The organism is Pseudarthrobacter linnaei, assembly GCF_055412825.1.
Genome location: NZ_JBVAYX010000027.1, coordinates 17,644 through 37,779, shown reverse-complemented (window position 1 = coordinate 37,779; position 20,136 = coordinate 17,644). Strand labels below are relative to the sequence as shown.

The 20,136-nt window shown below is 64.8% G+C and carries 13 protein-coding genes and 2 tRNA genes; all 15 read right to left on the bottom strand.

What is annotated here, in order from left to right; genetic code table 11:
* Positions 1–94 precede the first annotated feature (94 nt).
* Positions 95–3,598: a glycosyltransferase family protein gene (locus ACZYZ3_RS17115; RefSeq protein ID WP_463965000.1), complete on the bottom strand. Its 3,504-nt coding sequence runs from the start codon at positions 3,596–3,598 to the stop codon at positions 95–97.
* Positions 3,595–4,308: a hypothetical protein gene (locus tag ACZYZ3_RS17110; RefSeq protein WP_463964999.1), complete on the bottom strand. Its 714-nt coding sequence runs from the start codon at positions 4,306–4,308 to the stop codon at positions 3,595–3,597. Before ACZYZ3_RS17110 ends, ACZYZ3_RS17115 begins: the two co-directional genes overlap by 4 nt.
* Before the next feature lie 222 nt (positions 4,309–4,530).
* Entirely contained in the window at positions 4,531–6,144 is a 1,614-nt protein-coding gene (locus ACZYZ3_RS17105) for a GTPase (protein WP_463964998.1), read from the bottom strand.
* On the bottom strand, positions 6,141–7,886 hold the full coding sequence (locus tag ACZYZ3_RS17100; protein WP_463964997.1) for a dynamin family protein: 1,746 nt from the start codon (positions 7,884–7,886) through the stop codon (positions 6,141–6,143). Before ACZYZ3_RS17100 ends, ACZYZ3_RS17105 begins: the two co-directional genes overlap by 4 nt.
* Before the next feature lie 93 nt (positions 7,887–7,979).
* Positions 7,980–8,055 (bottom strand) — tRNA-Glu (locus tag ACZYZ3_RS17095).
* Positions 8,056–8,185: 130 nt separating this feature from the next.
* A tRNA-Gln gene (locus tag ACZYZ3_RS17090) sits at positions 8,186–8,257 on the bottom strand.
* A gap of 658 nt (positions 8,258–8,915) precedes the next feature.
* Positions 8,916–10,931 (bottom strand): heparinase II/III domain-containing protein, encoded by a 2,016-nt coding sequence (locus ACZYZ3_RS17085; protein WP_463964996.1) that lies wholly within the window; start codon positions 10,929–10,931, stop codon positions 8,916–8,918.
* 593 nt (positions 10,932–11,524) lie between these two features.
* The gene (locus ACZYZ3_RS17080) at positions 11,525–12,271 is read right to left on the bottom strand and encodes an HAD family hydrolase (RefSeq protein ID WP_463965009.1); all 747 of its coding nucleotides are present in this window, start codon (positions 12,269–12,271) and stop codon (positions 11,525–11,527) included.
* A 2-nt stretch (positions 12,272–12,273) separates the two neighbouring features.
* Positions 12,274–13,806 (bottom strand): glutamate--tRNA ligase, encoded by a 1,533-nt coding sequence (gene gltX / locus ACZYZ3_RS17075; RefSeq protein ID WP_463964995.1) that lies wholly within the window; start codon positions 13,804–13,806, stop codon positions 12,274–12,276.
* Between the two features lie 130 nt (positions 13,807–13,936).
* Positions 13,937–14,713: a fumarylacetoacetate hydrolase family protein gene (locus ACZYZ3_RS17070; RefSeq protein ID WP_463964994.1), complete on the bottom strand. Its 777-nt coding sequence runs from the start codon at positions 14,711–14,713 to the stop codon at positions 13,937–13,939.
* Positions 14,714–14,740: 27 nt separating this feature from the next.
* The gene (locus ACZYZ3_RS17065) at positions 14,741–15,514 is read right to left on the bottom strand and encodes an MBL fold metallo-hydrolase (RefSeq protein WP_463965008.1); all 774 of its coding nucleotides are present in this window, start codon (positions 15,512–15,514) and stop codon (positions 14,741–14,743) included.
* A 66-nt stretch (positions 15,515–15,580) separates the two neighbouring features.
* Positions 15,581–15,955 carry a DUF1304 family protein gene (locus ACZYZ3_RS17060; RefSeq protein ID WP_463964993.1) on the bottom strand — a complete coding sequence of 125 codons (375 nt, stop codon included), beginning with the start codon at positions 15,953–15,955 and terminating at the stop codon, positions 15,581–15,583.
* Positions 15,956–16,127: 172 nt separating this feature from the next.
* Positions 16,128–17,240 carry a branched-chain amino acid aminotransferase gene (locus ACZYZ3_RS17055; protein WP_463964992.1) on the bottom strand — a complete coding sequence of 371 codons (1,113 nt, stop codon included), beginning with the start codon at positions 17,238–17,240 and terminating at the stop codon, positions 16,128–16,130.
* A gap of 125 nt (positions 17,241–17,365) precedes the next feature.
* Positions 17,366–18,418, bottom strand: a complete 1,053-nt coding sequence (locus ACZYZ3_RS17050) for a 3-isopropylmalate dehydrogenase (RefSeq protein ID WP_463964991.1) — start codon at positions 18,416–18,418, stop codon at positions 17,366–17,368.
* A 153-nt stretch (positions 18,419–18,571) separates the two neighbouring features.
* Positions 18,572–20,131, bottom strand: a complete 1,560-nt coding sequence (gene metG / locus ACZYZ3_RS17045) for a methionine--tRNA ligase (RefSeq protein WP_463964990.1) — start codon at positions 20,129–20,131, stop codon at positions 18,572–18,574.
* Between the last annotated feature and the right edge of the window lie 5 nt (positions 20,132–20,136).

Here is a 20,136-nt window from a genome sequence, read left to right as displayed (position 1 = left end):
GCTAATCTGCGAAGGGCTGCTAATGGGCACTACCTCATGGAGGATCTCTCCGGCCGGGGCCCTATACCGGCCAACACGTACGAGCGAATCTGACCTAATCCATCATCTTGAGTTCGGCTCCGATCGTCCGATCGTAACTGCTCTGACGTCGAACACGTCCTGCTGCCGCTGCGGACATACTAACGAAAGCTTCAGGGTTTCGGATAATTTCCGCGATACCGGCCGCCATTCCCACGGTATCTTCACCTACTGCAAGAACTCCGCAGGACGGATCAACGAATTCCGGAATTGCTGTTACTGCGGTTGTCACAGGAACGAGCCCAGAGGACATTGCTTCGTCTCTGGAAACACCTTGGGAATCCATTCGCGTAGGAGTAATAAACAGACCATAATCCTTATGAATTGCAGAAATCTCGGATCGCGATAGGAAGCGCCGCTCGATAATCACATTCTCGAAAAGACGCAGCGGTTCCAGAGTCTGATCAAACAATACGCCATCGCCAATAATTCTGATATCCAGTTTATGGAAGAAATCCTCTTTGCTCAGTAAGAGAATCGACCCCACTGTCATGTCATTTGCATATTTACGAGATGCGAAGGGGCGAATACTTAGGATTTTGAATCGATATTCGGGGGGTTTTTCTATATAGTTAAACAACTCGGTGTCAATGTAATTGTGCACAATCGAGTAGCGACTTGAAGGGAGGATGATTCCGACATCCTCCATGACTTCTTCGGCGAAATATTGTGAAACAAAGACGAAATGCACATTGGGATGGACATCAACAAAAACCTTTCTCCACAGCTCCATTCGAATGTCACTAGAAGCCTTGGCAGCTGAACGCTCAGCCTCATTGGAGTAGTTGAAGTCCCTCCGGAACCACGGTTGGACCTCGGCTCCATGGATCCAGATTGTCACACGCCCTGACCTGGCATAGTCGGAAACAACGGGCCACATCTGTTCGTCCAAGAAGTGCACGAGGACGTGATCAAGGTTGTGCTGTTCCAGAAAACGCTTCAAATCAGCGGCGCCTCCAACGTGCACATCAACGCCTTCGAACTCGTAAGAATGAGGGGTTGCCCTGGGGTTGAGGCAGAAGACCTCGCAATCGACGCCGGCGTCTTCGTACCCCTTGACCCTGCTGTGGATGAAACCGTTGCGGTACAGGGCGGACGACGAAGGATAGACGTTGGTCAGAATCAACTTCTTGGGCCGAATCAGCTGCGGCGCGGTATGCGCCGGCACCTCGACTCCTTCTAGCGCAATCCCTCGAAGAGTACAAATGCCGCTGCCTTGGGCGCGCAAACCGAAGAGAACGCTGGAAGCCTCTTCCGGTACTGCAACTTCGTGATTTTGACCTGGGTTAAGGACAACGTGGTTCAGGCGATTCGCTGCCCGGTCAAAGAAGACAACGACGACAGACAATTTCAGCCCGGCGGACGCGATCGGATGAATCGTCAGCTTGCCACCGTCAATGTGAAGTAGGTCGCGGGGTATCCGTTCCCCGGCATAGACATACGTGTGCTTGGATGCCTGCAAATCAGATCGGATCTGGAGACCATCAATATGAGCATCTATATGCAGACGTTCGCTCCTAGATCTCCGGTTGAACAGGTTTGCCAACTGGTCCCCCTGTAGCCCCTTAGTCAACAACGCACTTTCGAGCGCCGGAACTATCGCCTCCGCAGCGAGTTGGATCGATTTCATCGACCTACCCGCGTCGACATGGGATCCGCCGTCAAAGACTGCTTCATCCGTGGGACATTCTCGCCCGTAATTGAACCTGTCGATGACTAGAACCTTGTCCCCCGCAAACACTGCACTGTCGCAGTCCCTCAGCCACACCATCAAGCTGATCTTGCCCAGCGCCTCTGGCCTGCAAACGCCGGACCTGATCGGAGTTGACGTCGTCCAAATGTATTCGAGAGTTCGGTCATGAGCGACTTCGTCAGGCTGTTCCGACTTGCCCACGACTTCGGCATCGCTATAGAGAAGGGCCAACGCCAGATCGGCGATGTAGTCGGGACCGTAAGCATCCTGTGTGCTGAGAAAAGCGACCGCATCTTCGGTCAACTCATGCCCGAACATGGAGTCGGCGTCCGATTCCCTAAGGATCTCCACGCCCTGGTTGGCGCCTATCCCCCGCGTGTCAACGTCAGATCCCACAACTAGCGTCAGGCGCGTGTTGGTCCACGACTGGTTCTGAAACACCTTTAGGAGTTGTTCCATCGTCTCGTTGTCGTCCGCGTGGCCGACAATTCGTACCCATGGGAGCTGTCGTTTCACCGAGCCGCCCCAAATCTTCTCAGCCACATATTCCAAGCGGTTAGCCGTTGTGTGTTCCAACAACACTTTCCTGAGCGCCAACAGGCGCTTGTATGCGGCCTGGACCGAGGTCTTTGCTGCATCAGCTGGGTCCAGCAGTGACCTGACTTGCCGCTGAATCTCGTTGGCATCATCGCTAGAAACAACCAGATCTCCGAACATAAGCCTGAGCCCGCGCGAGTAGTTGCTAACCACATGAGTGTTTGAAACCATAAGATCGAGGGCTCGCCTCGCGTACATGGTTTGCGATTGCTTTACAGAGTTCAGGTTGATCCCAAATTCAAAGCCTTTGTAGGACTTTTCTACCTCAGAAAAAGGCAAATTTCCTTGAATAAGGGGGCTATATTTTTCAGGAAAAATGAAGGCTGCGTCGGTTCCCCCGAACCGCCTGTCGAATATTACGGTGTCACCGATTGCACTGGTCGCGTCAATAATTGATTCGAAGTTTTGCTGACGCTCGGGATAGCGGGCGTAATACGTTCCCGCAAAGCTGAACCCTGGAAGCCTTGGAAGCGTCTGTACAGGATTGTGTAGTTTTGGTTCACCAAAAAATGGAAGTATGAAAACACTGTCACGGCCAAACTTGCTCTTATAATTTTCGACGCTGTCGAAGTCCGTCGTAAATACGAAATCAAAAATCGATGCGCTACTAACGAAGGAATTGAAGTGGACGGGATCTTCCTTGTTCCAGAACACTGTGGGTATGGAACGGGCCTTACACCAGGAAACGAGTTCAATGAGTTCGGGAGACAGATGGTTGATTTTCCCCCGCCACGCCCCTCCGTTACCTTCCCATGCGGATTCAACCAAAAGCAGATTCGGCGATGCCGCTACGATATCTGATTCCCAGTTCTCCACCGATAGCGGAAAGAGGCTGCATGCTTTGGTGAAGGCGTGCGTTGTGAACTCGTCCATGATTGCGGCGACGCGGAGGCCGGAAACGTCCTGGGTTTCGGGCCTCCTCCATGAGGTGGCTTCAGACTTCACATCACCCTTGGAACCGTCGTTCTGCGACTTGTGGGCCAGATCGAGCCGATCGCGCATGACAGTCAGTGACCCCAGAAGCGCGTCTCTGTCAGCGCGGAGGGAAGAGAGAGATTGTTTCTGGCCTAGCGCAGTCTGCTCCAAGAGATCTTCAAGTTCTTCGAGTCGTACCTCAAGGTTGTCTTTATCCTGCTGAAGATTTCGTATATCCATTAGCAGTATGGAATTTCGTTCGGACGCTGCGATCTCCGAGTATGCGTAGTCGAGGCCATGTTCTGCTTGGCTCATTTTTCCGTTTCCCCAGTATTCTTCTTTGTTTCTGAAAAGATCATTCTAGGCAGGCGCCAGGTCAGAGCAAACGCAGACCACGGACTCTTAAGCGAAGATGTGATAAGCCTGCCAATTCGCATAGAGCTTGACTCCTGCAGGCTCTGGATTCTCGAACGCTCCTGGGCCAGGACCGTCAATGCGGTATCCAGGCGTCTGGCTTTGTCGCGTCCAAACGCTTCCTTCTTAACCATGGTCTTGCTGTAAGAAACAATTTCCTTTTTCATCCGGCCAGATTCCAAACTAAGTTCTTGCTCAATCCCCTCCAGTTCGGCGACCTTCAGCAACAGCCCGGTATTGAGCGCGGAATATTCCTCCTGCTGTTGCTCAAAAGTCACTTTTTCCGTCAGTAAGCTGGCCTCAAGATCCGTAATGATCCGCCGGAAATGGTCTTGCTCGGCAGAGTTGACTACGAGTTGAATGCCTAAGCGTTTTTCTACGTCGTCACGGAAAGCGTCGAAGGAGTCTTTGAGTCTTGAGTTGTCAGTCCGAACCTGCGCCAGTTCCTTGCGGGCCTTCGTTTCTCTGTACCTGGAGAGCTCGAGCTGCGCTAGGAGCGCCTGTTCTGCCCCCGATGGTCGTGGCGCGGAATCCTCTGCGGAGATTTGGCCGCCACCCATAAGGAGGGTTCGTCCTTGGTCAACCGAATCGAAGTTGATGTCGTTCTTCATATATTCCTTTTCAGCTTGTTCGCCGGTTGCCACTAGAGCCGAAGACAGCGTCGCGCCAGAGACCCAGCCAGTTGACAGGAGCGTCCATATTACAAGGGGTTGATGACTCTATACAGGTTATCGGAAACCACATGCAGCGCAGACACCGCCGTGTCGGTCCCGAGAGCGTCTCTTGCAGGGCAGATGGATGCTGGTGCCACTACAACCGGGCTCGGCTTTGAGTCATCGAGCCGCCTCGACAGCCCTGTTGAAGGACGCCAGCCGGCTGACCTCAAGCTCCACCGGTTCGACCACAAAATCCTCCGCCACAGCCGCGACCGCCGCCTTGAGCTGCTTCCGGGCCGCCGCGCCCCGTGCCCGGCCAGCGGCTCCCGCGATGACCTTCGCCAGTATGGCCAGGACGATCCCAAGCAGTGCGCCGCCGGCGATCATCACGGTGGGCACCGGCCACCCCTGCACGGCCGGCACGTCCGGCACGGGGAGCTGGAGATAACCCAGCGCGGCCAGCACCCCGAGCCAGGCGAAACCGCCCAGGGCCGTGAGCAGCGCCAGCCACTGCACGGTGTTGAACGGCGTCCACCACCAGGCCTTATCCGCGGCCTTCAAATCCGTGGATGCGATGGCCTGGTCCAGCGCATCGGGCAGCTGCTCGCGGCCCTCCCGGGCGGCGCCGCGGATGACGGCCTGCCAGGGGCCGGGAGCGCCGTCGGATGCTGCATCGGCAAATCCCCGGACGGCAGCATCCGTGCGGGCCCGCTCCGGGGCCCCGGCAGGCGGGAGCGAGGTGCGGTTCAGTTCGGGCCGGGTTCCGTCCCGGCGCAGGTTGAGCCGGCGCAGCGGGTCGGGCCGGAAGCGGACCAGCCAGCGGGTGACGGGCCACCCGGTGCGGCGGGTCGACTCCAGCTGGTACGACCGGACGACGGCCTCCGCCACGAGCGGGACGTTGGCCGCGACCGCCAGTTCCTCGGCCAGGCGGGCCTTCGACCCCGCCGTGACCCCGGCCGCCTCCCCTGCTCCGGACGCCTCGGCGAGCCGGGCGCAGGCCTGCGTGACATCGGCGCCGAGGCGCTGGGACTGGGCCTGCCGCTGCGTGGCCACCTGGCGGATGGCGGCCCGGACCTTGTCCAGGCCGGTTCCCACGACGGCGGAGGCGCCAAGGACCTGCACCTCGCCCAGCCCGTCCCGCGCCAGGATGCCTTTCAGTGACTCCAGAACCGGGGGAACGTCCCGCTCCGGGAGCCGGTCGATCTGGTTCAGCACCACCAGGGTGACGGCGCCGTGGGAGGCCAGCGGGGCCAGGAACTCGTTGTGCACTGCGGCGTCGGCGTACTTTTGCGGATCGAGCACCCAGACGAGGACGTCGACGAGTCCCACCATCCGCTCCACGATCTCGCGGTTGGCGGCACGGGTGGAGTCAAAGTCGGGAAGATCCAGCAGGATCAGGCCCGTGCTGTCGTCGGCGAAACCGGGTACCGGGTTGGCGTGGTGCCGGTTGCGCACGTCCAACCAGTCCATCAGCTCGTCGCTGCCCGCGGCGCCCCAGATGCCGGCGAGCGGCTCGGAGGTCGTTGGCCGGCGGGCGGCCGCTGTCGCGATGTCCTCGCCGCTGACGGCGTTGAACAGGGACGACTTTCCGCTGCCGGTGGCCCCGAAGAATCCGACCACCGTGTGGTCCCCGGACAGGGAGCGCCGGGAACTGGCGCGGTCCAGCACCTGCAGCACGCCGTCCAGGACGTCGTCCGGAAGCGCCCCGTTGGCCAGTTCGCGGGCCTCGTTCAGGGCCTCAAGCCGGCGGTCCAGCCGGGAGGCCTCCGCAGCGGCCCCATGGCGGCTCATGCGGCGGCCGCCAGGCGGCGCAGCGCCGCGGCATGGCCGGAGAGCACCGCCGGGGCGACCTCGCCGGTGACTTCGAGCCGGGCCAGGAATCGCTGCTGTTCGTCCTGGAGCAGGCTCTGGCAGCGGGTGTGGAGGTCCTCGCGGGCCGTCTTGGCGAGCCGGCGCACGGCGTCCTCGCCGAATACCGCTTCCAGCAGCCGCTGCCCGGCTACAGCGGTTCCGCCGGCCACGCCGACCTCCAGCCCGGTGAGTCCGGCCGTCATGGAGAACACCACGATCATCAGGGCGGCACCGAGGCCGTTGATGCCAAAGGACAGCCAGCGGGCCTGGGTCCGCTTGCCCTGGCCCTCGGTGCGGATCAGCTCCATGAGGCTCCCCTGCCAGGCCCGGATTTCGGCGGCGGCCTTCTCTGCGAAGCCGTCGGAGGTTCCGGAGAGGTCGTCGCTGCCCAGCAGTTGGCGGCCGGCCGGGTCGGAGCGCCAGCGGCCGTCCGTATCCTCGGCGGCGTTGGCGGCCTCGTCGAGGATGACGGCCTGCAGGCCGGTTTCGATCGCCGTCTCCACCCGTACCGCCGGTGCCGGTTCGCCGCGGAAGAAGGCGCCGACCCGGTCGCGGAAGCGGCCAACGTTCTGCTCCACGGCCCGGAAGAACTCGCCGGTTCCGACAAAGTCCTGCCAGCGGGCCAGGACCTCTCCCCGCAGCAGGGCGCCGTCCCGGGTGGCCTCCAGGATTCTGGCCACGGCGTCCCGGTAGGCGTCCCGGGCGTCCCCGGCGAGGACGTCGGCGGCGTGTTCCTGGTCACCGGCGGCCTTCGCCACCGTCTCGACGCGGCTCCCCAGGGCCTTGACGGTCCCGTTGAGCGTCCGGCGGGCGATGTCGGCGCGCCCCGCGGCGTCCGCGGCGAGCTCCTGCAGCCACAGCCGCAGCGGGTCCACAGCGGCGGGCGGGAGCATCCCCATCCCGTCCAGGGCGGTCTCGGGAACGACGAACAGGCGGGACCCGCCCAGGCCCTCCCTGTTGAGCATCGACTGCAGGTCGGCAGTGACCTCGGCTTCGGCGGCGGCCGGCACGCGGTCCAGCACCACCGCGACCGTGATGTCCCGGGAGGCCGCGTCCAGCAGCAGGCGCCAAGGAACGGCGTCGGCATAGCGGTTGGCGGTGGTGACGAACACCCACAGGTCGGCGGCAGCCAGCAGCTGCCCGGCGAGCTTGCGGTTGTCCGCGGAAATCGAGTCGACGTCGGGAGCGTCCAGCAGCGCGATTCCCTGCGGCACCGCCGGATCGGCGACCAGCACCAGAGACGTGACCGCGGCAGGGTCGGGGGTGGGGCCGGCCTGGCTGGCGGGCATCGGCTCGCGGTTCACCGTGCCGCGGATACGGCTCAGGCTGGGCAGGACCCGCTGGTCCTCGAACCAGCGCCCGTCGGCGGGGTGGTGCAGCAGGATGGGCTGGCGCGTGGTGGGCCGGATGGCGCCGGCGCGGGTGACGGCGTGTCCGACGAGTCCGTTGACGAGGGTCGACTTCCCGGCGCCGGTGGAACCGCCCACGACGGCCAGCAGGGGTGCGTCCAGGCTCCGGTAGCGAGGCAGGATGTAGTCCTCGAGCTGGGCACGGGCGTTGCGGATGTCCCGCCGGGCCTCGTCCGAGCCGGGCAGTCCCAGGGGAAGGGAGGTGGCGGCGAGGTCGCGGTGGACGGCTTCCAGCAGTTCAACGGCCTGGCCGGTGGTTTCGTCGGGGCTCACCGCAACATCATGCCAGTTCCGCGTCCTGCCGGTGGGGCGCCGCGGTGCGGACAACGAAAAACGGCCCCGGGTTTAGGCCCGGGACCGTTTCAATGGTGACCCCAGCGGGATTCGAACCCGCGTTACCGCCGTGAGAGGGCAGCGTACTAGGCCGCTATACGATGGGGCCGCGTACTCTCCAGAACGGCATTCCTGCCATTCGCGCTAAGCGATTATTTCATACACTCAGCAAGTGTTTCAAATCGGCGAACCGGCCTGAAACCCCTGATCAGCCGCGGAGATCCGCGGATTTTTCAGAGCTGGGATACCAGGACTCGAACCTAGAATGACGGTACCAGAAACCGTAGTGTTGCCAATTACACCATATCCCAATGGAACTTTTGGGCCGGAGTGGCGGGTCTAAACCCGCGCTCCCGGCGCCTCAGCACGAGTAATTACTTTACCCGAGAGTCTTCATCTGCACAAATCGGCGACTCGAACGCCGGAGCAACTGCCCGCGGTGCCTTGCTCCGTCGTCGAGGACGATCGCCAAGATCACCGCTGGCGCCGGGACTCCTTGAAGCTCAACAGCCGGGACGGGACCGAACTGCTGGCGGACGGAATATCGAAACCCGGAGGAGGAGGAGTCTGGACGGGGTTCCGGGCGAAACCGCATGCCGGGACGCATCAAAGCAGCCGCGAAGAACGAAGGCCGATCCGGGCTGCAAAGGGAACCCTGACCCTGACAGCTGGAGATCTCGCGGATCCGGCCCACTCCGGGCAGCTCAACGGATCCCTGGTCCTAGCCTCCGGTCCCTCCAAGCTCGTCGACCGAAACGCCCGAATTGCCAAGAGCACGGGCGCGCTGTCCTCGAGTGCCGTGGCCATCTCGCCGTCGAACATGGCTGGTCTGTCCGACGCGGCCCTGGCTCTCTGGACCGTCGGCGTCCTGTGCCTAGGTTCGGTAGGCGTGTGCTCACTTTGTGGTGCGGAACCGGCGGCGCTGCCCGATGCAACCGAGGCAGCCCGCCGCCGGGGCCTAAATGGCGGCTAATACGCCGTCGCTGTAAGGTCCAGGCTCGTAACTTGCGGCATAGTGAGTTTCAGGACGGTCAGCGCCTGCCCGTCCGGACCGGTCCCCGGTGCCGGCACTACGGTTAGGGTGGCTCCGGCCGGAACCCCCGTGAGGTTAATGGTGATGGCCTGCCCTTCGCGACGGAGCACGGCACGGTTGGTGCCGAGGCTGACCGAGGCGTCGGTGACCCACTGCCACGTCATAGTCCGGGGCGTGGCGGACCGGACGACATCTTTGACCATCATGCTCGTGCTGCCGTGTGTAACGGTCCGGGTCGCGGTTGAAGCGCCCGGCAGCGCCTGGCGCAAGTCCACAGACGCCGTCGTCGACGAGAGCAAACGGACCGGGGCCACTGCAGTGGTGGGCTGGTTTACATCCGTGTAGGCTAGTGTGGAGTGCCCCGAGGTACCGGGGTTCCAGTAGGTGAAGCGCTGCGCCGCCGAATAGTACCCCGCGGTGTTTGGGGGCATGGGACCCGGATCAATTGACCACTGGACACCGCGGCGAAAGAATGACACAGCGCCCAGGTCCAGGTGGGCATGCGGCAATACATTGGAGCCGCCCTTTAGCGTTGCGGTTCCCGCCGGCAACTGCAGCGCGGCTAGACCTGTTTGCGGGTACAACGATGTCTTCTTGGCAGGGAGCGTCCCGGGGGCGATCCGCCACCACATGAGGTACGCGTCCGGCTTCTGGGCGAAGCGCCCGGCAACCCATGCCGCGACAGACGCGTCGCCGCGCACCCGCGCGTCCCAGGCTGGCATCAGGGCACTTAGCTCATTGGGCAGCGCGTCCGCGAACGGCACCGGCCTGCCGTCCGGCCCGGTGCTGTTCAATGCATAGTTGGAGACCTTCGCCAGCGAGGGCATCGTCACCGGCAGGCTCGAGTATGCGTTGGACAGCGTCGCATACAGGACCGCAATCGCCCGGCTCTGGTACGTCCAATAGCCCGGCCCTTCCTGCGTCCCCCCGTCTGCCGTGATCATCTTGAGCGCGGGCTGGATTGACTTCAGCGACTCCTGTGCCAAGGCCGCAGCCATCTCCGGCCATCCTTTCAGGAACACAGACGTCGCGGTGAAGTTGGCGGCGTTGTGAATCGCTCCCAGGTTCGTCGGGCCCTCCACCCAGGCGTCTCGGTCCTCATGTTGGCACGTTTGCGGTCCCAGCCAACGCACTAGCACTGTCTCGTCCAGGCCCGCCAGCTTTACCCAGTCCGCCGCACTCGCCGCCGCCAGCAGTAGGTGGGATGACGCCAGAGTCGTCATGCCCTCTGGGCCGGCCAACAAGATACGCTGTGTGTCCGCTGCCAGCACGTCGCGCGCCGTCGCATCATTACCGGACAACCAGCCGTATCCCAGACGGGGAGTTCGAAGCACATACTCGGTCCGCAGCTGCTCCAGATTCAACGCCACGCCCGACTCGTTCACCGCCGCACGGAGGAGCTGCCGATGGACGGCCCCGGTGGCAGTGTCCGCCGCAGCGCCGGCAGCGGAGTCAAGCAGGATCTGCCGATTGGTGGCGACTCCGGGCCCCTCTGCTGGGAGTACCGGCCTGAACGACGGTGACGCTGCCGGCAAAGCACATCCGCCCGGGAACCCGACCCAGCCCGCGGCCGCCGGGATGTTTCCCGAGCCCTCCTCCAAAAAGGTCCGGTATTTCGGCGCGACCAGCGCCGGCGCCGCTACGGCCTTTCCGAGGACACCCAGCTGACGGGCCATGTCTGCGGAAAGCTGTGTGCTGTAGGCCGCGGCCCTTGACTTCGTCGCTTGATAGGTGGCCGACGTGATGCGGCCCGCCAGCGAATCCGCAAGTGCCGTGGTGGCGACCTTTTGATGGGCCGCCCGCAGATCCTTCAGCGCCACCAACTGCTGCCCGCTCTTCTTCACCGTCGCCGCGCGCAACACTTCAGCCTTCATGCGGGCCGCCACCGCATCCATGGCCGTCTGGGTGTTGGCGACCGTCAGCGCGTCCCCGACGGTCTTAACCGCGGCCATTCCTGAGGCGATAGCATCTTTGACGGTCACCCCGTTGGCCCGGGCGAGGAGTGGGACGTAGGCCCGTGACGCGACGTAGTCCTGCGCTGCCGCGTAGGATGCCTGCCGCCAGGTGGCACGTTGTTCGCTGAGGGTGGCCGCGTACGCGGGGGGTGTCTGGAGCCCCGCACCAGCCAGTACGAGCATCACGGCAAGGATCACGGTCCACGGCAGATCACGCCCACGGTGGGGCAACCGCACCCGGTTTCTTCCTGGCAGGTCCCTTTTGCCAGATGCTTTGTCTGGATGCTCGCCCATCTGTACCCCCCGCTGACTGGTGCGGATTGGGGCCTGGCCGTCGGTCGGCCCCAGCAGACTGCGGAGGACTAGATCCCTGTCAGGGTGATGCAAGTGACGCCGCGTTGGTTCTGCTCTAGGACTAGAGCGTAGGAACCCGACAGTCATTCGGCACGAGTGGCCGATACTTGCTCTCGCACCAAGAAGGGCGGCAGGAACTCGCTGGCGTACTCGGCTGAGTACTCAGAGAACGGCCAGATTACGCATCATCGGGAGCACGCTGGCTATTGCCGTGCCGACACAATCCTTGCGGGCCGTCAGGCCAGCAGCTCCAGCAGGGAACCGATTTCGCGGCCGTCAAAGCCCGGGGCCGGTTCCCTGCCGCGGTTCAGCCAGACGCCCAGGAGGCCTGCCGCCGTCGAGCCGTCGGCGTCAAGGAGGCGGTTGTCCCCCACATAGAGGGTCTCGCCGGCGCCGGTGCCGAGGCGGCGGACGCCTTCCAGGTAGATGGCCGGATCCGGCTTCGCCGCACCCACGGTGTCCGTGCCCACCAGCACGCTGATGCGTTCCAGTCCGGCGGCGTCCAGCTTGACCCGCTGGTAGTCGTGGACGTTGTTGCTCACTGCGCCGTAGGGGATGCCGGCGGAATCCAGCGCGTCCAGCATCGGGGTGACGTCGTCGAAGGCCCGGATGTAGCCGTGCTGCCGGCTGGCGTAGGAGCTGACCCAGTGGTGGGCCTGCTCGCCCTCCTCCAGCTCCACCCCGAAGTGTCCCAGGGCGGCCCGGCCGCGGAGCAGCCGCTGTTCATTGAAGCTCAGTTCACCGGCCAGGTACCGGTCATAGAAATGGGTCGTCTCCCGGGTGAAGATCCGCCCGAACTTCTCCCACCCGGCCGGATCCAGGCCGGGCAGGAGGTGTTCGCTGACGTCGCGCAGTGCCGCCGTCATGGCGAACTCGAGGTCCACCAGGGTGTCGTCGATGTCGAAGAGCACGCCACGGATGCTGCCCAGGCCGGCGGCCAGGGCGCTGGTCCCGGCGTTGTGCTGCGCTGAGGGCGAGCTCATCATCAGCCGCGGAAGGCGCGCAGCCGGGCCAGGGACGAGTCCTTGCCCAGGATCACCATGGATTCGAACAGCGGCGGGGAAATCCGGCGGCCGGAGACGGCCGTGCGGACCGGGCCGAACGCCAGCCGCGGCTTGACGCCGAGGCCCTCCACGAGAGCCTCCTTGAGCGCGGCCTGGATGGTCTCGGCAGTCCAGTCGGCCAGGGGCTCCAGGGCGGCCAGGGCGGCGTCGAGCACCTCTGTGAGGTTCTCCGGAAGACCCTTGCGGGCGTCATCGGCGACGTCGATCGCGTCGTCGGCCTTGAACAGGAAGGCGAGCAGCTCGGGGGCCTCGCCCAGCAGCGAGATGCGCTCCTGGATCAGCGGGGCCGCCTCGGTGAGGATCTCCTCCTGGCGCGCCGTCAGGGTGTCGCCAACAAACCCGGCGGTGCGCAGGTACGGGACCAGACGGCCGCGGAAGTCCTCGGCGCCGAGCATCCGGATGTGGGTGCCGTTGATGGCTTCGGCCTTCTTGATGTCGAAGCGGGCCGGATTGGCGAGGACGTCGTTGACGTCGAAGTTCTCGATCAGCTGGTCCACCGTGAAGATGTCCTCATCGGCGGAGAGGCTCCAGCCGAGCAGCGAAAGGTAGTTGAGCAGGCCCTCCGGGATGAAGCCGCGGTCCCGGAGCAGGAACAGGTTGGACTGCGGGTCCCGCTTGGAGAGCTTCTTGTTGCCCTCGCCCATAACATACGGCAGGTGGCCGAAGACCGGCAGGTAGCTGGCGACACCGATGTCCATCAGTGCCCGGATCAGCACCACCTGGCGGGGCGTGGACGAGAGCAGGTCCTCGCCGCGGAGCACGTGGGTGATGCCCATCAGCGCGTCGTCGACCGGGTTGACCAGGGTGTACAGCGGGGATCCGTCGGCGCGGACGATCACGTAGTCCGGGATGCTGCCAGCCTTGAAGGTGATGTCGCCGCGGATCATGTCGGTGAAGGTGACGTCCTCATCGGGCATCCGCACCCGGAGCACGGGCTGGCGGCCCTCGGCCTTGAACGCGGCCAGCTGCTCCTCGGAAAGCTCGCGGTCGAAGTTGTCGTAGCCGAGCTTGGGGTCGCGTCCGGCAGCGCGGTGCCGTGCCTCGACCTCCTCCGGGGAGGAGTAGCACTCGTAGGCGTAGCCGGCGTCGATCAGCTTGGCGACGACGTCCTTGTACAGGTCCAGGCGCTGGGACTGGCGGTACGGCTCGTGCGGTCCGCCGACCTCCACGCCTTCCTCCCAGGTGATGCCGAGCCATTTGAGGGCCTCCAGCAGCTGCTGGTAGCTCTCCTCCGAGTCCCGCGCCGCGTCCGTGTCCTCGATGCGGAACACGAAGGTGCCCTTCGCGTGGCGGGCGTGGGCCCAGTTGAACAGGGCGGTGCGGATCAGGCCGACGTGCGGGGTGCCGGTGGGCGACGGGCAGAACCGGACACGGACCGGGGTGTCGGCAGTGACCTCGCTGGTCACGCTGGGGGCGGAACTGGAGACGGAGTCGGGAGCAGAGGGAGTAGTCATAGTGACTCCAACATTACCAACCCCGACCGTCGCCGGATGCCCGGGGTTTCTGCCACGAAAAAGGACAGCCGCACCCTGGATCCTACGGTGCGGCTGTCCGAAACCGGCGCGGTGTCTTCCTGCGATACTGCTAGCGGCGGACCACCGGGTTGGAGAGGCGGCCGATGCCCTCGATCTCGACCTCGAAGCGGTCACCGGCCTGGACCAGTCCGACGCCGGCCGGGGTGCCGGTCATGATGACGTCGCCGGGGAGCAGGGTGAAGGCCTGCGAGACGATGGAGACGAGCTCACGGACGCCGCGGATCATCTGGCTGGTGCTGCCGTCCTGGCGCAGCTCGCCGTTGAGGCGGCCCTGGATCTGCAGGTCCTCCGTGTTCAGTTCGGTTTCGATCCACGGCCCCAGCGGCGCGGAGGTGTCGAAGCCCTTGGCCCGGGCCCACTGGAGGTCCGTCTTCTGGACGTCGCGGGCGGTAAGGTCGTTGCCGCAGGTGTAGCCGAAGACAACGTCGTCGACGCGTTCCTCGGGGACGTCCTTGCAGATCCGGCCGATCACGACGCACAGCTCGGCTTCGAAGGACACTTCCTCGGAGAACTCCGGCAGGACGATCGGATCGTTGGGCCCGATCACGGAGGTGTTGGGCTTAAGGAAGAGCAGCGGCTGCGTGGGAACCTCGTTGCCGAGTTCCCGGGCGTGTTCGACGAAGTTGCGGCCGACGCCAATGACCTTGCTGCGCGGGATGATCGGGGCGAGCAGGCGCACATCCTCCAGCTTGTGCCGGACGGCGGTGCGTTCCACGCCGTGGAAGAAAGGGTCGCCGTGGATGACAGTGACTTCCTCACTGCCGGGCTCACCTTCAACTATGCCGTAGAGGGGATCAGAATCGACTACAAACCGGGCGATACGCATGGCCCCAAGCGTACCGTCTCCGGCGGGCTAGGACGTGCTGCTGTCCGGGCGCAGGTAGTGCAGCTGGGCGGCCACGGAGAGTTCCGCCGCGGGCCGCACGGCGGGATCGACGGCGGCGTACACGGCGTCGGCCACCTCGGCTACCCCGGCGCCGGAGCCCAGGTTTTCGAGGGCGGCACGGATTTGTCCGAGGCGGTCCTCGCGGTGGTCCCGGTAGGCGCGGACGATCATATCCAGGGCGGGCAGCACCGGTCCGTGGGCCGGGAGGACGGTTGCGGGGCCCAGGGTTTCCAGCCGGTCCAGCGAGGCCAGGTAGTCGCCCAGGGTGCCGTCGGGATAGTCCAGAACCGTGGTTCCCATGCCCAGGATGGTGTCGCCCGTGAGAACTGAGCCGCCGGGGCCGTCCTGCGGCAGGTGGAAGCAGACCGAGTCGGAGGTGTGGCCCGGAGTCGCCAGGACCCGGATTTCAGCCCCGGCGGCGTGGATGACTTCGCCATCCGCCAGGGGGCTGCCCCCGTGGCAGTGCGCGGGATCCTTGGCGCGCACGGGCGCTCCGGTCAGTTCGGCGAACCTGGCGGCGGCGGCAGTGTGGTCCGCGTGCCAGTGCGTTATCAGGATGAGCTCGACGGGGCCTGCCTGGGCCAGTTCCTGCAGGTGCGGCTCATCCAGCGGGCCGGGGTCCACCACGACGGTGCCGGCTGCACCGGGGGCCGCAATCACATAGGAGTTGGTCCCGTGCAGGCTCATCGGCCCCGGGTTGGGGGCCAGCCTGAAGCGGGTTAGGTCTGTGCTGCGCACCATCGCGCGGGAGTCGTCCGGGATCACAGTTCCATCTTCGCACCGAAGCGGCGCCCGCACGAGCGGCCGTCACAGGAGCAGCAGCGCCGTGATGACTGCCGGCAGGAGGGCTTCGGCGATGGCGCTCGCCCACAGCCGCCGCTCCGAGAGCACCAGGATGATGCCCAGCAGCACGTGGCCCAGGCTCGTGAAGAGCAGCAGCACCCGCCCTGCAGCCGGCTCCGCCCCCGTCAGCATGAGGGCGCCAACGATCGCGCCCACTCCCCAGATCATGTTGTAGAACCCCAGGTTGAACGTCCACATCCGGACGGCGTCCGTGTCCTCGGGCTTGATCAGGAACAGCCGGTGGAGGCGCTGGTCCCGGAAGAAGAATGACTCGAGGATTCCCACGAGGATCAGCACAGCCCCGAAAATGACACCCAGAACCTGAATCCGTCCAGTCATGCGCCATATTGTGCCCCTGTGTCCGGGCCGGGGCCAGGGGCTTCCGGCCGGTCGCACCGGATCTTTTGCTCGGCCATTTGCAGTTCCTTTGCCCGGCCGTTAACGACGACGGCGGCCCCGCACCGGAAGGTGGGAGCCGCCGTCGAACGCCGCCTGCTAGAGGCGCTGCCGCTTAGGCGAGGCGGGTCAGCCAGCCGTGGGTGTCCTCGACGGCACCGGTCTGGATGCCGAGGAGCTGCTCGCGGATGGCCATGGTGGTCTCCCCCGCCGTCGCGTCCTCGGAACCGATGAATTCGGTGTCGTCCTTGAGTACCCCGATCGGGGTGATCACGGCGGCGGTGCCGCAGGCGAAGACCTCGGCGATCTCGCCGGAGGCCACGCCGTCGCGCCATTCAGCGAGGGTGATCTTGCGTTCGGTGACCTCCCGGCCCATGTCCCTGGCGACCTGGATGACGGACATCCGGGTGATGCCCTCCAGGATGGTTCCGCTCAGTGCCGGGGTGACCAGGGAGCCGTCCTTCATCACGAAGAAGACGTTCATGCCGCCGAGCTCTTCGACGGCGTTGTCGTTGAACTGGTCCAGGAAGAGCACCTGCTTGCAGCCGTGGGCCTCGGCTTCCTGCTGCGCGATCAGCGATGCGGCGTAGTTGCCGCCGCACTTCGCGGCGCCGGTGCCGCCGCGGCCGGCGCGGGCGTATTCGCGGGAGATCCAGATGGAGACCGGTTTGAGCTCGCCGCCGAAGTAGTTCCCGGCCGGGGACGCGATGACGCGGAAGGATACTTCGCGGGCGGCGCGGACACCGAGGAACGCCTCGGTGGCGATCATGAACGGCCGCAGGTACAGGGCTTCGCCGTCGCCGGCGGGGACCCATTCCTTGTCCGCCGCGACGAGTTCGCGGATGGCGCCCAGGAAGTACTCCTCCGGGAGCTCGGGGAGCGCCAGGCGGCGGGCGGACTTGTTCAGGCGGGCGGCGTTGGCCTCGGGCCGGAACGTCCAGATGGACCCGTCGGCGTGGCGGTAGGCCTTGAGTCCTTCGAAGATCTCCTGGCCGTAGTGGAGCACCGCCGCTGAGGGGTCCAGGGAGATGGGACCGTAGGCCTCAACCCGGGCATCGTGCCAGCCGCCCTTGCCCTCGGCGTCGACGCTGTAGTCGACGATCGCCGTGTGGTCGGTGAAGTAGTTGCCGAAACCCGGGTTCGCCAGGATGGCAGCACGTTCTTCAGCAGATTTCGGGGTGGCCGAAAGATGCTGGGTGAATTCGACGCCATGGGCAGTCTGAGTCATGGTTCCTCCACGGTCGGCTGCCCGGCTTGTGAACGTGTTTCAGCGTCGGACCACGGCAGCATATTGGTGATTCGAAACAAGCTTACGCCCGTTGGCGGGGCCGCTGGCCCGCGCTACTGAGGGGCCTAGAGGGCGGCGGCGATGGCATCGCCGATCGCACTGGTGCTGCGAACCGCGGTGCCCCGGCCGGCGACGTCGGCGATGACGGCCGCTTCGATCTTCCGGGCCGCGGCGCCGTAGCCGAGGTGGTCCAGAAGCAGGGCGGCGGAGAGGATGGCCGCCGTCGGGTCCGCCTTCTGCTGGCCGGCGATATCCGGCGCCGAGCCGTGGACCGGTTCGAACATGGACGGAGCGGTGCGTTCCATGTTGATGTTTCCGGACGCGGCGAGGCCGATGCCGCCGGTGACCGCGGCGGCAAGGTCGGTGATGATGTCGCCGAAGAGGTTGTCCGTGACGATCACGTCGAACCGGGCCGGATCGGTGACCATAAAGATCGTGGCGGCATCGATGTGCAGGTAGTCGTGGGTGACCTCGGGGAACTCCTGGGCCACAGCCTCCACGGTGCGCTTCCAGAGGTGGCCGGCGAAGACCAGGACGTTGTGCTTGTGCACCAGGGTGAGCTTCTTGCGCGGGCGGTCGTTGGCGCGGCGGAAGGCATCCCGGACCACGCGTTCGACGCCGTGGGCCGTGTTGAGCGAGACCTCGGTGGCGACCTCGTGCGGGGTGCCGGCGCGCAGCGTGCCGCCGTTGCCCACGTAGGGCCCCTCGGTGCCTTCGCGGACCACGATGAAGTCGATGTCGCCGGGGTTGGCGAGCGGGCTGGCCACTCCCGGGTAGAGGCGGGACGGGCGCAGGTTGACGAAGTGGTCCAGGCTGAAGCGCAGCTTGAGCAGCAGTTCGCGCTCGATGACGCCGGAGGGGATCCGGGTGTCCCCTGGAGCTGCCCCGACCGCACCGAAGAGGATGGCGTCGCGGGTGCGGAGATCGGCGAGGATTTCATCCGGCAGGGTCTCCCCCGTTTCGAGCCAGTGCTGCGCGCCGAGCTTGTAGTGCGTCTGCCGCAGCACAATGCCCTCGGCGGCGGCGGCCTTCTCAAGGACCTTCAAGGCTTCGGCGGTGACCTCGGGGCCGATGCCGTCGCCGGGAATAACGGCCAGATCAATCGTGGGTGCGCTCATGTTTTCAGCGTAGCCAAGAGATCCACATGCTGGTCAACTTGTCTCACTATTCGAACCCTTCGCGTCCTGGCGGCACCGCCGGGGTGAGACTTCGCGCCCGACGCATGGCTGAACATGGGCGTGGAGTCTGACCTCGGCGGGCGGGCCGGGCGGTCAGGCCTCCGCAGGCTCCTCGTACTTCGGGAACACCGGAGCCGGGGCGGGCAGGACCGTTCCGGCCTTGATCGGCGAGCCCAGGGCGGTGAAGTCCCGGGCGTCCCCTTCCGGCTGGCCCAGGGTGTCCAGGATGGACGCCGCGGCTGCCGGCATGACCGGCTGCGCGAGGATCGCGACGATCCGCAGCACCTCCAGCGTGACGTACAGGACGGTGTTCATGCGGTCGACGTCGGTCTTCCGCAGCACCCAGGGCGCCTGCTCGGCGAAGTACGCGTTCGTGTCGCCCAGGACAGTCCAGGTCGCTTCCAGGGCGCGGCTGAACTCCTGCTTTTCGAACGCGGCACGGGAGATGCCCAGCAGCCCGTTCGCCTGGCCCAGCAGCGCGGCATCCTCGGCGGTGAAATCCCCGGGAACGGGGACGGCGCCGCCGCAGTTCTTCGCCACCATGGACAGCGAACGCTGGGCCAGGTTGCCGAAGTTGTTGGCAAGGTCCGCGTTCATCCGGCCCACGATCGCGTCGTGGCTGTAGGAGCCGTCTGCGCCGAAGGGCACCTCGCGCAGCAGGAAAAAACGCACCTGGTCCAGGCCGTACTGGGCGACCCAGTCCGCCGGCGCCACCACATTGCCGAGCGACTTGGACATCTTCACGCCCTGGTTGTGCAGGAACCCGTGGATCATGACGCGCCTGGGCAGCTCCAGCCCGGCCGACATCAGGAACGCCGGCCAGTAGACGGCATGGAACCGGGAGATGTCCTTGCCGATCACATGGACGTCCGCCGGCCAGTACTTCCGGAACAGTTCGGACCCGGTGTCGGGGAAGCCGACGCCGGTCAGGTAGTTGGTCAGCGCGTCCACCCAGACGTACATCACGTGGTCCGGGTTCCCCGGAACGGGCACGCCCCAGTCGAAGGAGGTGCGGCTGATGGACAGGTCCTCGAGTCCGCCCTTGACGAAGCTGACGACCTCGTTGAAGCGGTTGTGCGGGGCTCCGAACGACGGGTGGTCCGCGTAGAGGGCCAGCAGCCTGTCCTGGTAGGAGGAGAGTTTGAAGAAGTAGCTCTCCTCCTCGGTCCAGGTCACCTCGGTGCCGGTTTCGGACGCGTAGCGCAGCCCGTCGGCGTGCACCTCGGTCTCGTCCTCCACGAAGTAGCGCTCGTCGCGGACCGAGTACCAGCCGGCGTACTTGGAGAGGTAGATGTCCCCGTTGGCTTCCATCCGCTGCCAGAGCGCACTAGCGGCCGCGTAGTGGTCCGGGTCCGTGGTGCGGATGAAGCGGCTCAGGGAGATGCCGAGGTCATCGCTCATCTGGCGGAAGGCCGCGGAATTGCGGTCGGCAAGCTCCTTGACCGGGATGCCTTCCTTTTCCGCCGTCTGCTGCATCTTCAGGCCGTGCTCATCCGTGCCCGTCATAAAGAAGACGTCGTAGCCGTCCAGGCGCTTGAAGCGCGCCATCGCATCGGTGGCGATGACCTCGTAGGCGTGGCCGATGTGCGGCACGCCGTTGGGGTAGCTGATGGCCGTGGTGATGTAGAACGGGGTCTTTTCGGAAAATGTCACAGCTT

Coding starts and splice junctions, on each gene's coding strand:
- ACZYZ3_RS17065 (WP_463965008.1), bottom strand. CDS start 15,514: ATGGTGCGCAGCACAGACCTAACCCGCTTCAGGCTGGCCCCCAACCCG.
- ACZYZ3_RS17050 (WP_463964991.1), bottom strand. CDS start 18,418: ATGAGCGCACCCACGATTGATCTGGCCGTTATTCCCGGCGACGGCATC.
- ACZYZ3_RS17115 (WP_463965000.1), bottom strand. CDS start 3,598: ATGAGCCAAGCAGAACATGGCCTCGACTACGCATACTCGGAGATCGCA.
- ACZYZ3_RS17080 (WP_463965009.1), bottom strand. CDS start 12,271: ATGAGCTCGCCCTCAGCGCAGCACAACGCCGGGACCAGCGCCCTGGCC.
- ACZYZ3_RS17055 (WP_463964992.1), bottom strand. CDS start 17,240: ATGACTCAGACTGCCCATGGCGTCGAATTCACCCAGCATCTTTCGGCC.
- ACZYZ3_RS17070 (WP_463964994.1), bottom strand. CDS start 14,713: ATGCGTATCGCCCGGTTTGTAGTCGATTCTGATCCCCTCTACGGCATA.
- ACZYZ3_RS17085 (WP_463964996.1), bottom strand. CDS start 10,931: ATGGCCGCGGTTAAGACCGTCGGGGACGCGCTGACGGTCGCCAACACC.
- gltX (WP_463964995.1), bottom strand. CDS start 13,806: ATGACTACTCCCTCTGCTCCCGACTCCGTCTCCAGTTCCGCCCCCAGC.
- ACZYZ3_RS17060 (WP_463964993.1), bottom strand. CDS start 15,955: ATGACTGGACGGATTCAGGTTCTGGGTGTCATTTTCGGGGCTGTGCTG.
- ACZYZ3_RS17110 (WP_463964999.1), bottom strand. CDS start 4,308: ATGAAGAACGACATCAACTTCGATTCGGTTGACCAAGGACGAACCCTC.
- ACZYZ3_RS17105 (WP_463964998.1), bottom strand. CDS start 6,144: ATGAGCCGCCATGGGGCCGCTGCGGAGGCCTCCCGGCTGGACCGCCGG.